This is a genomic window from Acinetobacter sp., from assembly GCF_036666595.1.
Lineage (GTDB): Bacteria > Pseudomonadota > Gammaproteobacteria > Pseudomonadales > Moraxellaceae > Acinetobacter.
The window spans coordinates 252,490-266,565 of sequence record NZ_JAVWVO010000003.1 but is presented as its reverse complement, the minus strand read 5'-3'; the positions used below and the strand labels follow the sequence as shown (position 1 = coordinate 266,565).

The 14,076-nt window shown below is 43.4% G+C and carries 12 protein-coding genes; 8 read left to right on the top strand and 4 right to left on the bottom strand.

Annotation, left to right across the window (positions count from 1 at the left end):
- From RR876_RS06490 to RR876_RS06480, 3 genes are read right to left on the bottom strand one after another with little or no spacing between them, the layout of a single operon-like run.
- Complete coding sequence (locus RR876_RS06490; RefSeq protein ID WP_332476887.1) at positions 1 to 795, bottom strand: enoyl-CoA hydratase/isomerase family protein; 795 nt, start codon at positions 793 to 795, stop codon at positions 1 to 3.
- 10 nt (positions 796 to 805) lie between these two features.
- Entirely contained in the window at positions 806 to 2,407 is a 1,602-nt protein-coding gene (locus RR876_RS06485; RefSeq protein WP_332476886.1) for a carboxyl transferase domain-containing protein, read from the bottom strand.
- A gap of 36 nt (positions 2,408 to 2,443) precedes the next feature.
- On the bottom strand, positions 2,444 to 3,616 hold the full coding sequence (locus RR876_RS06480; protein WP_234304752.1) for an isovaleryl-CoA dehydrogenase: 1,173 nt from the start codon (positions 3,614 to 3,616) through the stop codon (positions 2,444 to 2,446).
- Positions 3,617 to 3,764: 148 nt separating this feature from the next.
- Here RR876_RS06480 and RR876_RS06475 point away from each other — a divergent pair, with 148 nt between their 5' ends.
- From RR876_RS06475 to RR876_RS06445, 7 genes are all read left to right on the top strand, one after another.
- Positions 3,765 to 4,391, top strand: a complete 627-nt coding sequence (locus RR876_RS06475) for a TetR/AcrR family transcriptional regulator (RefSeq protein WP_029575068.1) — start codon at positions 3,765 to 3,767, stop codon at positions 4,389 to 4,391.
- A gap of 100 nt (positions 4,392 to 4,491) precedes the next feature.
- The gene (locus tag RR876_RS06470) at positions 4,492 to 6,180 is read left to right on the top strand and encodes an AMP-binding protein (protein WP_005400597.1); all 1,689 of its coding nucleotides are present in this window, start codon (positions 4,492 to 4,494) and stop codon (positions 6,178 to 6,180) included.
- A 74-nt stretch (positions 6,181 to 6,254) separates the two neighbouring features.
- Positions 6,255 to 7,247 carry a biotin synthase BioB gene (gene bioB, locus RR876_RS06465; protein WP_332476885.1) on the top strand — a complete coding sequence of 331 codons (993 nt, stop codon included), beginning with the start codon at positions 6,255 to 6,257 and terminating at the stop codon, positions 7,245 to 7,247.
- A 70-nt stretch (positions 7,248 to 7,317) separates the two neighbouring features.
- Positions 7,318 to 7,992 carry a class I SAM-dependent methyltransferase gene (locus tag RR876_RS06460; RefSeq protein ID WP_332481867.1) on the top strand — a complete coding sequence of 225 codons (675 nt, stop codon included), beginning with the start codon at positions 7,318 to 7,320 and terminating at the stop codon, positions 7,990 to 7,992.
- A 53-nt stretch (positions 7,993 to 8,045) separates the two neighbouring features.
- Positions 8,046 to 8,843 (top strand): thioesterase family protein, encoded by a 798-nt coding sequence (locus RR876_RS06455; RefSeq protein ID WP_332476883.1) that lies wholly within the window; start codon positions 8,046 to 8,048, stop codon positions 8,841 to 8,843.
- 90 nt (positions 8,844 to 8,933) lie between these two features.
- Positions 8,934 to 9,707 (top strand): F420-dependent NADP oxidoreductase, encoded by a 774-nt coding sequence (locus tag RR876_RS06450; protein WP_332476882.1) that lies wholly within the window; start codon positions 8,934 to 8,936, stop codon positions 9,705 to 9,707.
- Between the two features lie 127 nt (positions 9,708 to 9,834).
- Positions 9,835 to 10,620 (top strand): fatty acid desaturase, encoded by a 786-nt coding sequence (locus RR876_RS06445; protein ID WP_332476881.1) that lies wholly within the window; start codon positions 9,835 to 9,837, stop codon positions 10,618 to 10,620.
- A gap of 53 nt (positions 10,621 to 10,673) precedes the next feature.
- On the opposite strand, the gene trmB is transcribed toward RR876_RS06445, so the two are convergent.
- On the bottom strand, positions 10,674 to 11,390 hold the full coding sequence (gene trmB / locus RR876_RS06440; RefSeq protein WP_005400603.1) for a tRNA (guanosine(46)-N7)-methyltransferase TrmB: 717 nt from the start codon (positions 11,388 to 11,390) through the stop codon (positions 10,674 to 10,676).
- Between the two features lie 192 nt (positions 11,391 to 11,582).
- Between trmB and RR876_RS06435 the strand changes: the two genes are divergently transcribed.
- A complete protein-coding gene (locus RR876_RS06435; protein ID WP_332476940.1) occupies positions 11,583 to 14,039 on the top strand; it encodes an ExeM/NucH family extracellular endonuclease in 2,457 nt (818 codons plus the stop codon).
- Positions 14,040 to 14,076 lie beyond the last annotated feature (37 nt).

The following is a 14,076-nucleotide window of genomic DNA, read 5'->3' as shown; positions in this document are numbered from 1 at the left end:
TTATGCCGTCGTCTTGATCCAGACTGGACTGTGTTTATTTAAAAAAGCATTTAAGCCATTTTTCGCCTCTGATCCTTGGCGTACATGGGCAATATGTTGTGCGGTTTGCAACAATAATGCTTCGGTTAACACTTGCTGGTCGACTATTTGGATGAGTTGTTTTGAAGCAGTTTGTGCTTCTGGCCCACCCAAAAGTAAGGCATCGACTATTTCTGCGACTTTTTCATCTAACTGTTCAGCATCGGCCACTACATGCGCCAGACCAATGTGCAGGGCTTGTTCCGCAGAAATACGTTCTGCGGTTAAAAAGTAGCGTGAAGCTTGACGTGCACCAATCGCACGAATCACATAAGGGCTAATAGTTGAAGGGGCTAAACCTAAGCGCACTTCAGAGGTCGCAAACTTAGCATCACTACTTGCGACACAAATATCACAGGCAGAAGCCAGTCCCATGCCACCACCAAAAGCAATGCCTTGCACACGGGCGATGGTCGGCTGTTTTAAAGTCGCTAAACTTTGTAGCATTTTCGCTAGTTTCAATGCATCGGCTTCATTTTCAGCCTGTGAGGCTTGTCCTGCTTCTTTCATCCAGTTCAGGTCAGCACCCGCTGAGAAACTTTTGCCACGTCCTGCTAAAATCACGACACGGACATCATCACGCGTGTTGAGCTCGCTAAAGCAGCGGTGCAGTTCTTCAATCACTTGAGTATTGAAGGCATTATGCATTTCTGCACGATTAATCCATACCGTTGCCACTTGGTCGCGTTGTTCGAGTTGTAAATATTGAAAGCTCATCGCTCATCTCCTACATGCGGAACACGCCAAATTTGGTCGGTTGAATGGGTGCATTTAAGGCTGCGGCTAAACTTAAACCGAGCACCTGACGGCTTTGTGCAGGGTCAATCACACCGTCATCCCACAAACGCGCCGATGCATAATATGGATGGCCTTGACGTTCAAATTGGTCACGGAAGGGTTGTTTAAAATCATCTTCTTCTGCCGCAGACCAAGACTCGCCACGTTTTTCAATTTGATCACGCTTTAAGGTCGACAATACACTTGCCGCTTGTTCACCACCCATGACCGAAATACGCGAGTTGGGCCATGTCCACATGAAGCGTGGAGAATAGGCACGACCACACATACCGTAGTTGCCTGCACCAAATGAACCACCAATCACAAGGGTAAGCTTCGGTACGTTCGCAGTTGCAACAGCCATGACCAGTTTAGCGCCATTTTTGGCAATGCCTTCATTTTCGTATTGGCGACCGACCATAAAGCCAGTGATGTTTTGGAGGAACAGTAGGGGAATATTGCGCTGCGTACAGAGTTCAATAAAGTGAGCCCCTTTTTGTGCAGACTCTGAAAATAAAATACCGTTGTTGGCAATAATGCCAACGGGCATGCCGTAGATTTTGGCAAAACCTGTGACTAAGGTGGTGCCAAAGCGGGCTTTGAATTCATCAAAACGTGAACCATCGACAATGCGCGCAATCACTTCACGAATATCGAATGGCTTTCGTGCATCACTTGGCACAACACCATACAGTTCAGTTGCATCAAATAACGGTTCTTCAATCTCTGTTACACGCGTATGTGGTGTTTTATTCAGGTTCGCTACGATGTTACGAGCAATGGCAATGGCATGTTCGTCGTTCTCAGCCAAATGATCCGCTACACCAGACAAGCGAGTATGCACATCACCACCGCCTAAGTCTTCACTGCTGACCACTTCACCTGTTGCCGCTTTCACCAGTGGTGGGCCACCCAAGAAAATCGTCCCTTGATTACGCACAATAATGGTTTCATCAGACATGGCAGGTACATATGCACCACCAGCTGTACAGCTACCCATCACCACCGCAATTTGGGCAATTCCCATGCTCGACATGCGTGCTTGATTATAGAAAATACGGCCAAAGTGATCACGGTCAGGGAAAACTTCGTCCTGCATCGGTAAATAGGCACCACCTGAGTCCACCAAATAAATACAGGGCAGATGGTTTTGCTCCGCAATTTCTTGAGCACGTAAGTGTTTTTTAACAGTCAGTGGGTAGTACGTGCCACCTTTAACCGTAGCATCGTTGGCGACGATCATGCAGGTCACACCATTGACCTGACCTACACCAGCAACGACACCAGCCGCAGGCACATCGTCTGCATAGACGTTTTGTGCCGCCAACTGACCAATTTCAAGGAATGCCGTGCCTGCATCAATTAACTGATCAATACGATCACGTGCTAACAGTTTTCCGCGTGCCAAATGTTTTTGTCGCGCCGCTTCACCGCCGCCTAAAGCAATTTGTTCTGCTTTTTGTTTTAAGTCATGGACTAAGCTTTGCATTGCGGTTTGGTTGGTTTTGAAGTCTTCACTTCGAATATTGATCTTGCTATGTAATTGATTCATCACGAACATCCTTGTCATTTTTATTGTTGTGGAGGGTTAAGCTGTTTCATTAAACAGTTCACGGCCAATCAACATACGGCGAATTTCAGAAGTTCCCGCGCCAATTTCATAGAGTTTTGCATCGCGCCATAGACGGCCTGCAGAAAATTCATTGATATAACCATTTCCACCTAAGGTCTGAATGGTTTCACCTGCCATCCATGTGGCTTTTTCAGCAGCATATAAAATTGCACTGGCTGCATCTTTACGTAGGCTACGGCTATGGTCAGCCTTGTCGCACTCAGCACCCACGGCATAAACCAACGCTTTACATGCCAACCAAGTCGAATACATATCGGCAATTTTGCCTTGCATCAACTGGAACTCACCGAGTGCTTGGCCGAATTGTTTACGGTCATGGATATAGGGAATCACGGTGTCCATGCAGGCATCCATAATGCCTAAAGGACCTGCGCTTAAAACCGCACGCTCATAGTCCAAACCACTCATGAGTACTTTCGTGCCGTTTCCAACACCGCCCATTACGTTTTCTTTTGGCACTTTCACGTTGTCAAAGAACAGAGGGTAAGTGTTCGAACCGCGCATACCTAACTTGTCTAAATGTGTGCCGTGGCTAAAACCTTCCATGTCTTTTTCTACAAGGAAAGCCGTCATGCCTTTAGCACCTGCATGCAGATCAGTTTTGGCATACACCACAAGTACATCAGCATCACCGCCATTGGTGATCCACATTTTTGAACCATTTAACAGGAAGTGATCGCCACAATCTTCAGCTTTGAGTTTCATGCTGACTACGTCTGAGCCTGCGTTTGGTTCAGACATGGCAAGTGCACCGACATATTCACCTGAAATCAGCTTCGGTAAATAGCGCTGCTTTTGTTCCTCGCTGCCATTACGGTTAATTTGATTCACACATAGGTTAGAATGTGCACCATAAGAAAGACCAATCGAAGCGGAAGCACGTGAGATTTCTTGCATGGCAATGATATGCGCTAAATAACCTAGGCCTGTACCACCATATTCTTCACTGACGGTTAGACCGAGTAAGCCCATATCGCCAAATTTTTTCCACAACTGAGCCGGAAATTCGTTGTTCTGATCGACTTGTTGAGCAATAGGAGTAATTTCCTTGGCACAAAAAGCCGCAACGGAATCACGCAGCGCAATGAGTGTTTCATCTAAACCGAAATTTAAGCTTTGTAGGGTCATTTCTTCATTCGTCCTATGAGTGTATTTATTGTTCCTGATAAAGCATTTTTGTTGTGCTTGATTTTTACAATACATCGAATTTTCAAAAAAGTGAACTAAAATTCACAAATTGATTTACAATTCATTTTATCTGGTTGAGAATAGAATTATGAGTTATAAAAGATCATCATTGATGCAAGAACGAATGGAACAAAATCGTGAAGCGATTTTGCAATCCGCTCGTGAACTTATTGCTCAAGGGGGGATTAAAGACGCGCAAATTCAAGCAATAGCTGAACGCGCGGGTGTATCTAGTGGTTTGGTGTATCGATACTTCGATAACAAAAGCCAAGTGTTAATTGAGGTTTTGTCTGAGGCCATTCAGCATGAGGTGAAAATTTTAAATCACATTGCTGAAAGTGAGCTTACGTCAAAACAGAAATTGGACAAGGCGGTAACCACGTTTGTGAAACGTGCCATGAATAGCCCCCAACTTGCGTATTCACTCATGTTTGAACCAGTCGATGCTGAGTTAGAACATGAACGTTTTCGCAGTAAACAGCTGATTAAACAGAGCATCAAAGAAATACTGGCCGCAGGGAAAATTAACGGTGAGTTTGGATTTGAAGATTTAAATACCGCAGCACTTTGTGTGGTCGGTGCCATGACTTTTGTGGTGATTGAGCCTTTAAATCCGTCTCGAAATGTGATGTTTGATCAAAACTATAAAGACTACTTTGTGAAACAAATTGCCGAATTTTGTGTCAATGCAGTTCAGGTTCAGGAGGAAAAATAGTAGCAGGTGTGAACACAAAGGCTTGGTGTTTGAAGGGAAGTAGTCATAGAACAATTAAAGTTGAATAACAAGATTACAATGAATCAAGGAGATCGATTCGATGACACAAGAACGGTTAAGTTATGCCTATGGAACGAGCAGTCAGCCTCTATTAGGAATGACGATTGGTGAGAAATTTGATCAGGCGTGTCAGCAGTATGCGGAACAAGATGCTGTTGTCAGTCTGCATCAAAATGTCAGACTCACGTATAAGGAATTACAAGCTCAGGTCAATGCGTTTGCCTGTAGTTTACTAAAACTGGGCTTGAAAAAAGGCGATCGACTTGCGATTTGGTCACCGAACTGTGTGGAATGGACGATTACCCAGTTTGCTGCTTTTAAAGCGGGCATCATTTTAGTCAACTTGAACCCTGCCTATAAAAGTAATGAGCTCGAATATGTGTTGAATAAAGTCTCTTGTAAGGGCTTGGTCATTGCATCGCAATTTAAAAGCACGAATTATCAAGATATTCTAATGAAAATTGCACCTGAAATTAAAGGTGCTGAAAATAAAGTATTAAAGGCAGAAAGACTGCCGCATTTGAAATATATTATTAAAATTGATGAAGAAGAACATACGGGTTTACATCGTTTTAGCGATTTGCTTACTCCCCCCAGCAAGAGACAGCTCAATCAATTAGAGCTCGTTGCAAGCGAATCGCAGTTTGATGAAACCATCAATATCCAGTTTACTTCGGGCACCACAGGTAACCCGAAAGGCACAATGCTGACGCATAATAATATTCTCAATAATGGTTATTTTGTTGGTGAAGCCATTCACTTAAGTCCTGCTGATCGTGTTTGTATTTCTGTACCACTCTTTCACTGTTTCGGTATGGTGATGGGTAATTTGGCCTGCATTACGCATGGTTCAACCATGGTCTATCCATCGGCGGTGTTTAATCCTTTAGAAACTTTAAAAGCCATTCAGCAAGAAAAATGTACGGCTGCATACGGTGTACCGACCATGTTCATTGCTATTTTAGAGCATGAACAGTTCGATGATTTTGATCTTTCCAGTTTACGTACAGGCATTATGGCGGGCAGTCCTTGTCCACGTGAAATTATGCAACGTGTTATTGATCGGATGCATATGTCCGAAATTACCATTTGCTATGGTATGACTGAAACGGCACCTGTCAGTGCACAAAGTTCAACCTCGGATTCAGTTGAACAACGGGTCGGAACCGTGGGGCGCGTCCATCCACATCTTGAAATTAAAATTGTAGATGAACAAGGCAAAGTCGTACCACGTGGTCAGTTGGGTGAACTGTGTGTTCGCGGCTATTCGGTGATGTTGGGGTATTGGGAAGACCATGAAAAATCACAAGAAGTGATTGATTCGGCACGCTGGATGCATACAGGTGACATCGCAGAAATGGATGAAGCTGGTTTTGTGAAAATTAAAGGCCGGATTAAGGATGTCGTCATTCGTGGCGGGGAAAACTTATTCCCGAAAGAAATCGAAGACTTTTTATATACCCATCCTGATGTCAGCGATGTCCAAGTCATTGGTCTGCCAGATGCACGTTATGGTGAAGAGTTGTGCGCATGTATTATTTTACATGAGCATCATGAAATTACTGAAGAGTCGATCCGTCAGTACTGTGCGGAACACATTTCACACAATAAAGTTCCGCGTTATGTACGGTTTTTTAATGAGTTCCCAATGACGGCTTCGGGCAAAGCGCAGAAGTTTAAATTGCAGGAATTTATGCGTAATGAACTGGATTTGAAAGAAATCGCATAAGGTTGAAGACGGACTTTCTTTTGCTGGGTTGAAGCCAAAGGAAAGTCCGAAGTGAAAAGCAAAAGGAATAGCATATGCACCTGAGAAATGATTGGACTCGCGCTGAAATACAAGCACTCTACCAACAGCCTTTTTTAGATTTAGTCTTTCAAGCACAGAAAATTCATCGTCAGTACTTTGAAGCGAATGCGATTCAAGTCAGTACTTTACTATCGATCAAAACAGGCAAATGCCCTGAAGACTGCAAATACTGTTCACAGTCTGCGCGTTATGACTCAAAGCTCGAAGCTGAAAAAAGAATTGCGGTTGAAAAGGTCATTAGTGAAGCACAGCAGGCGAAGGCCTCTGGTTCTACACGGTTTTGTATGGGCGCGGCATGGCGAAATCCGCATGAGCGCGATATGCCTTATGTCTTGGATATGGTGCGTGAAGTGAAAGCATTGGGTTTAGAAACTTGTATGACTTTAGGTATGTTAAATGCTTCACAAGCCGAACGTTTAAAAGGTGCAGGACTCGATTATTACAACCATAACTTAGACACTTCGCGTGAGTACTATCCAAATGTGATTAGTACCCGTAGTTTTGACGACCGTCTAGATACCTTAAGTCATGTTCGAGAGGCAGGTTTAAAAGTGTGTAGTGGCGGTATTGTTGGCCTAGGTGAAGAGACCAAAGATCGAATTGGATTGCTGTTTGAATTGGCGACCTTACCGATACATCCCGAATCTGTGCCGATCAACATGTTGGTTCCAATGCAAGGTACGCCTTTGGCAGAAGTTGAAAAGTTAGATGTGACCGAGTGGATTCGCACTATTGCAGTAGCGCGCATCATTATGCCGAAAAGCTATATTCGTCTGTCCGCAGGACGTGAATCGTTGTCCGATACCGACCAAGCTTTGGCTTTTATGGCCGGTGCAAACTCACTGTTTTCTGGTGAAAAATTGCTGACTACGCCAAATACAGCACAAGGCAAGGATCAACAACTCTTTCACAAACTGGGGCTACATGCAGAAAAAGCCAAACCGCAACTTGCTGAGTTAACAGTCGATGCTATGGCTGTGGCTTAAATGCTAGAACATGCGGTCATGAACGTGTAGATTTAGGGCGACGATTAAAAGTAGATGAGTGAACAATAAAATGGCGAAAGACTTTCAGAGTCAAACTGTAGTAGATGGTTATGATCAACATATTCGTAAGCTCATTCCAGGATATGAGTTGGTTCATCTGCAAATTCAAGCCATTTTAAAAACACATTTACCAGAATATGCGCACGTATTGATTGTGGGATGTGGTACAGGTTATGAGCTTTCATATTTGTTGGCGCAGCATCCGACGTGGCGTTTTACCGCTGTCGACCCGTCTTTGACCATGATTGAAAAAGCGCAGCAGTTATTGAGCGAGACCCATAGTGATTTAACGCGGGTTCACTTTGTTCATGGTGATACGACGGCATTACAGGAAAGTGCACAGTTTGATGCCGCTTTAGCCATATTGGTGGCGCATTTTATTCCACTTGAAGCAAAGTCATTCTTCTTTGCCGACATTTTACGCTGTCTTAAAACACAAGCTATTTTACTGAGCTATGATCTGATGAACTCTAGTGATGACACTGAACTCAAGGTTCTACAAACCTTATGTCAGAGCAATGGTTTGACGGTGGTACAGAGTGAAAAAATGATTGAGCGCCTGCAACAAGATTTTTATTTGATATCTGCCAGCCAGATGCAAGAGCTTCTGACTAAAGTTGGATTTCATGAAGTACGAACTTATAGTCAACTGTTGAATTATTATGGTTTTTTTGCACAAAAGTAAAAACCAATGGCAGTAAAAAGATACATTTTAAGGATAAGAATGAAGGAATACACATGGCAGCCTATTATCAACTTTTAAATCGTGAACAGCACAGTGATGGGAGCTGTACGGCGTCTTATCTTTCCAATATTCATGCACAAGGTGCATGGAACCCGCATGAACAGCACATGGCGCCAGCAACAGGGGTTTTGTGTGCGGAGTTAGAGCAGTTTCAACCACGCGATGAGATGCGTATTGGACGTGTGAGTTTAGATATTTTTGGACTGATCGCTTTTGGTGAGTTTACGGTGCATACCCGTGTCATTCGTGCTGGAAAAACCATTGAACTGATCGAGGCGGAAATGCAGGCAAACGGGAAGACCTGTATTGTGGCTCGTGCTTGGAAAATGATGAAGCAAGATACCAGTGTAATTGCAGGGCTAGAAGATCAATCAATTATACATCCTGAAACATTGCCAGTATGGGATGGGATGAAATGTTGGCCGGGTGGTTATATCCAGAGTATTGAGACACGTGCGGCAGAAGGGCACCGTGCTGGTAAAGGCATTGTCTGGTTACATAATGATTTGGACATGGTGGAAGCTCAGGAAACATCAAGTTTTGTGCGCTTATTGGGTATGGTGGATACAGCCAACGGTATTGTCCCACGTCAAAATCCAGCATCTGGATGGGGCTTTCCCAATTTAGACCTACAACTGCATTTATACCGTTTACCCCAAGGGAAATGGTTAGGTTTGGAAGCGACTCAGCAATATGGTGATGATGGTATCGGTTTAACCAGTGCGGTTTTGCACGATGAACAAGGGCCATTTGGCCGTAGTGAACAGATTTTGACTCTTCGTAAGTTTTAGTGGGTCAGTGTCAATTTAATAAAAAAGGATGAATTGCTTCATCCTTTTTTTATTGGCATGCTGTAGGTACTTTAAAATAGTGAAATGAAGATGCGGATCAGTTTAATTGGAGCGGGGCGGGTGGCTCATCATTTGGCCAAAGCCCTGATGTCTCAGCATGAAATCGTCAATATTTATAGCCGAAGCTTCGACAAAGCTACAGATTTGGCACAAGTCGTACATGCAAAGGCGGTCAGTCATTTTAACCAGTTAAATGCTGATGTTGATTTGGTGATTATTGCGGTAAGTGATCAGTCTATTCCGAGTGTAATTTCGGCCTTGACTGAATATATGCCGAATGTGTTGATTGTACATACTTCGGGGAGTACAGCGCTTTCAGTTTTGTCTACACGGCACGCACGTGCAGGGGTTTTTTATCCCTTGCAGACCTTTAGCTTGGAACGTGATATTGATTGGTCAAATACACCGTTGTTTGTAGAAGCCACTGAAAATACGGATCTTCAAAGACTACATACACTTGCAGAAAGCCTGAGCCAACGCGTGTATAGCTATAGCTCTGTGCAGCGTCTAAGTTTGCATTTAGCGGCCGTTTTTGCCTGTAATTTTAGTAATTATTGTTTTGACATGGCGAAACAAGTGGTGGATGCAGAGCAGGTCGATTTTAATCTGCTACAACCATTGATCTTAGAAACCGCACAGAAAGCTACACAGAATGACCCGAAGCAGATGCAAACTGGTCCTGCGATGCGTCAGGATCAGAATATTCTACAGATGCATCAACAGATGCTTGCGCAAGATCAACGAGCGGATCTTGCTGACGTATATGCCTTAATGAGTCAGCAGATCAGTCAACGTCACAGTTGACATTCAATATAATAAACGAAGAAGTGAGTCACAAAGAACAAGCAAAGCCACTGAAAACGTGGCTTTTTTTATGCCCTAAGATTCGGTACAGTGTTGCTTAAAATAAATACAAACAAATAGAGGGTATATGCGTTCACATTCATTATTAGAACAAGTGCAGTGGAAAGATCTCGTTCATTTAGGCCGTACCGATGTGATCAGTGAATTATTTATCTCTTTGCCATGGTTGATTGTCTCTTTCATTTTTGCAGGTTTACAGTGGTATGTCTTGGCGCTGTTTTGCTCGTTTATGTTTTTCTTAACAGGGCTCAGGCAGGTGCATAACGCTTTTCATTTTGCCTTAGGCATTAGCCGAACTGCGACCCATTGGGTTATGTTTGTTTTGAGCATCGTCATGCTCGGTTCGATGCATGCGGTACAAATTAATCACCTCCGACACCATCATCACTGTATGCAAGAAGAGGATATTGAAGCGAAAAGTGCAATCATGAAGTGGTGGCAAGCCTTACTTTTTGGCCCTGTTTTTCCATGGATGTTGCATAAAAAAGCCTTTGAGGTTGGGACTAAAACCCAGAAAAAATGGATGTCTGCTGAACTGGTTGCCAACGTCATTGTATTGTTTTTGGTTTTTGTGATCTTGGATATTAGTATTTTAAAATACCATGTCAGTGCCATGTTGATTGGACAATGTATGACAGCATTTTTTGCGGTATGGACGGTGCATCATGATACGGAAGATCATGTGTATATGGCGCGTACAGTGCGTAATGAGTTTAAACGGGTCGTGACCTACAACATGTTTTATCATGTAGAACATCATTTGTTTCCCGCAGTGCCCACACGACGTTTACATATTTTGGCAAAACGTTTGGATGAATATGATCCAACGGTTGAAATTAGGCATGTGTTTTAAAACATCGGACATAAAAATAGGGCACTAGGCCCTATTTTTATGAGATCTAAAATTTATTTAATTTTCTTAAATAAGAAGTCGTTAATCTTATGACCTTCTTCTAGTCCACGACGTTCAAATTTAGTTTGTGGACGCCAGTCTGGACGTGGGTAGCTGTTGCCTTTACCTGCCATATTTTCAAGATTTGGACGGTTATCGAGTACATCAATCATCCATTCTGCATACGGTTCCCAGTCTGTCGCTGCGTGGAATGTGCCACCCATTTCCAACTTTTGCTCAACCAGTGGCATACGGTCATGTGACACAAAACGACGTTTGAAGTGACGTTTTTTCTGCCATGGGTCTGGGAAGTACAGTTGCACAGCGTTGATGCTGTTATCTGGCATTTCACGTAATACTTGAATGGCATCGGCATCTAAAAGACGAAGATTGGTTAAACCTGCAATTCCAGCTTCATACACACATTGCGCAATCCCCGGAACATGCACTTCAATCCCGACATAGTTACGTTCAGGGTTGGCCTGTGCCATCAAGACCAATGAACGTCCCATACCAAAGCCAATTTCAACCGTGAGCGGACGCTCTGGATGCTCAAACTGCTGACGTAGGTCACCTACAGGATATTCCAAAATCATGTGACCATATTGTTCAAGCGCAGTGCGTTGCGAGGTGTTCAGCGGAGATGAACGACGCATAAATGTCACAATTTCGCGGTGTTCATTTAAGTTGTCTAGCTCGACGACTTGCTGGTCTAATTGATCATTCGTCATAATTTTGGCAGATGTAGAAATTCGAAAGCGGTATTGTAAGTCCTGAGCAGGACAAGTCAAATTTTTTACTCAGAATTTATTAAATTCAGCACCACCATGTTTGCGCAACCTAGAAATTGTCATCATTTATTAATCATGATGTAACGAATAAAAATTAACCTGCCAGCTGATTTAACCAACTGATAAAAAATGATGAAAAATTTTAAGCCACAGATATTAAGCCTGAGCCTGATTTTGGCAGGTTGTTCCTTTCCTGCCTATGCACAGCTATTGTTTAGTCAGTATGTAGATGGAACTTTAAATAAGAAAGGATTGGAAATTTATAATCCAGATCCGACGACGGTCAACTTGGCAGAATATCAGATCAAGCAATACGCAAATGGTGAGACCAGTGCAAATTTGACGGTGAATTTGACAGGTCAATTAGCGGCAAAGGGGCATTATCTAGTCGGGCATTCTGCTTTAAAAGAAGCTCTGGGCGATGCGGTGCAACAGCAGGCGAACTTAGCTTTTAATGGTGACGACACTTTGGTGCTTTATCATAATGGCATTGCGATTGACCGCTTTGGTACAGTGGGTGAACGCCCAAGCACTGGATGGGGTGGTGTTGCAAAGGGAAATAGCTTTAAACGCACTTTATTAAGCAATAATGTTTCTAGTACGGGGATAGACGTTACCGCACCATTTGACTTGGCATCGGCATGGGAAAAGTGGTCAGATCGAAATGCATTTTCCAGTTATCTTGCTGGAAATACAGTGGTACCACCATTGAACACCGTGAGCTGTAGTACGACAGCTACCCCAATTGCGACATTGCAAAGTGCAGCGCAAGATGCGGAATATGTGGTGAAAGGCGTAATCACGGCAGATTATCGTTATAACAATGGTTTCTCAGGTTTCTTTGTTCAAACCCCAGATACTCAGGCAACTGCAAATACCAGTAATGCGGTGTTTGTCTATGTTCCCGCTTCAAGTAGCGTGACAGGTGGGCAAGTCGGGCAGGAAGTCATTTTCAAAGGCAAGTTAAAAACCTATCAAAACCAACTGCAGCTTCAAGATTTAAGCAGTGATATTAATGTCTGTAATCCTTCGGCAAGTGATTGGGTTAAACCAATGGCGATCAATTTGCCTTTTGATAGTTTGACTGAAATGTCAGGTCATGCACCAAAACGTTATCAGGGTATGTTGGTCAATATTCCTCAAACGCTCACGGTCAGTGAAAACTATAACTATGGGCGTTTTGGAGAACTGGCTTTAAGCCCCGCGCGTTTATATATCCCAACCAATCTATATCCTGCTCATTCAACCGAAGCCAAAGCACTGGCACAACAAAATTTACGGTCTAAACTTGTTTTGGATGATGGCTATAATAATCAGAACAGAACACCGTGGTTGCCAACGACCTTTAGTGCTAAAAACACCCTACGTACAGGCGCACAACTGCAAAATGTACAAGGCATTTTAGAATACCGTTATAACCAATGGCGAATTCAACCTGTGCTTGGTGCAACAGCGCCGCAAGTCTTAGACACGACAAACCCACGTGTAAGCGTTCCAGCAAAGGCCACACAGCAAGTTCGTGTGGCAGCATTTAACGTACTGAATTATGACAATGGTTTGGCGCAAGGTTTTCCTACGGAACGTGGTGCAAGTTCTGAGGCTGAGTTTAAAAAGCAACATCTGAAAATTGTCAGTGCATTAAAAGCGATTGATGCAGATGTTTATGGTCTGATGGAAATTGCCAACAATGGTTATGGTGAGCGTAGTGCAGTTGCTTATTTAGCCCAAGCTTTGGGGGGTGACTGGAAATATGTAACGCCTCCGAATGCTGACAAACTTGGAACCGATGCGATTGCTGTTGCCATTATTTATAATGCCAAGCGGGTCAAACCAATCAATGCCGCCGCAGTCTTTGATGACCAGAGTCAGAAAAACCGAGTCACGATGGCGCAAACCTTTCAAGCCTTATCAGGCGGGAAGACATTTACAGTTATTCCCAACCATTTGAAGTCTAAAGGTAGCTGTCCAGATGATAAAACCTCGATAGAGGCAGATCAGGGCGATGGTCAAGGTTGCTGGAATCCAACCCGCGTTAAAGCGGTACAAGCGTTAATGCAATGGGTCGCGAAAAATCCAACACAGGTGAGTAAACCGAATGTCTTACTGTTGGGTGATCTGAACAGTTATGCCAAAGAAGATCCAATTCTGGCGCTTGAACAAGCCAACTATAAAGTGCTGTTGAATGATGAAAAAATTGGTCAAGGTAAAAGTGCTTATAGCTATGTCTTTGGCGTAGCCAGTAATACTCAAGGTTATGGTGGTGCAGGCAATTTAGATCATGCGATCGCTGATGCAGCACTTTATCCTTTGGTGAAAAAAGCATTTGCATGGCATATCAATGCGGATGAACCAACTGCACTGGACTATAACGAAGAATATAAAACGGAGGAGCAAATTGCTGCATTCTATGCGGACGATGCTTACCGTTCTTCTGACCATGATCCTGTGATTGTGGATTTAGACTTAAACGATGCAGTGCTTAACGATGATGATAAAACCAGTGCGGGAAGTACAGGGCTGTGGTCTGCTTTAGGATTAATTAGTTTGGCCTTGTATAGCAGCCTAAGACGCCGCAAGAATCAGTCTTAACTTGCTTTATGGATAATAATAAAAGGGCGTCATCGCC

Bases quoted from the DNA above. Each gene is read 5' to 3' on its own strand.
- RR876_RS06475 (WP_029575068.1), top strand. From the start codon at position 3,765: ATGAGTTATAAAAGATCATCATTGATGCAAGAACGAATGGAACAAAAT.
- RR876_RS06480 (WP_234304752.1), bottom strand. From the start codon at position 3,616: ATGACCCTACAAAGCTTAAATTTCGGTTTAGATGAAACACTCATTGCG.
- RR876_RS06455 (WP_332476883.1), top strand. From the start codon at position 8,046: ATGGCAGCCTATTATCAACTTTTAAATCGTGAACAGCACAGTGATGGG.
- RR876_RS06435 (WP_332476940.1), top strand. From the start codon at position 11,583: ATGAAAAATTTTAAGCCACAGATATTAAGCCTGAGCCTGATTTTGGCA.
- RR876_RS06490 (WP_332476887.1), bottom strand. From the start codon at position 795: ATGAGCTTTCAATATTTACAACTCGAACAACGCGACCAAGTGGCAACG.
- RR876_RS06450 (WP_332476882.1), top strand. From the start codon at position 8,934: ATGCGGATCAGTTTAATTGGAGCGGGGCGGGTGGCTCATCATTTGGCC.
- RR876_RS06460 (WP_332481867.1), top strand. From the start codon at position 7,318: ATGGCGAAAGACTTTCAGAGTCAAACTGTAGTAGATGGTTATGATCAA.
- bioB (WP_332476885.1), top strand. From the start codon at position 6,255: ATGCACCTGAGAAATGATTGGACTCGCGCTGAAATACAAGCACTCTAC.
- RR876_RS06445 (WP_332476881.1), top strand. From the start codon at position 9,835: ATGCGTTCACATTCATTATTAGAACAAGTGCAGTGGAAAGATCTCGTT.
- RR876_RS06485 (WP_332476886.1), bottom strand. From the start codon at position 2,407: ATGAATCAATTACATAGCAAGATCAATATTCGAAGTGAAGACTTCAAA.
- RR876_RS06470 (WP_005400597.1), top strand. From the start codon at position 4,492: ATGACACAAGAACGGTTAAGTTATGCCTATGGAACGAGCAGTCAGCCT.
- trmB (WP_005400603.1), bottom strand. From the start codon at position 11,390: ATGACGAATGATCAATTAGACCAGCAAGTCGTCGAGCTAGACAACTTA.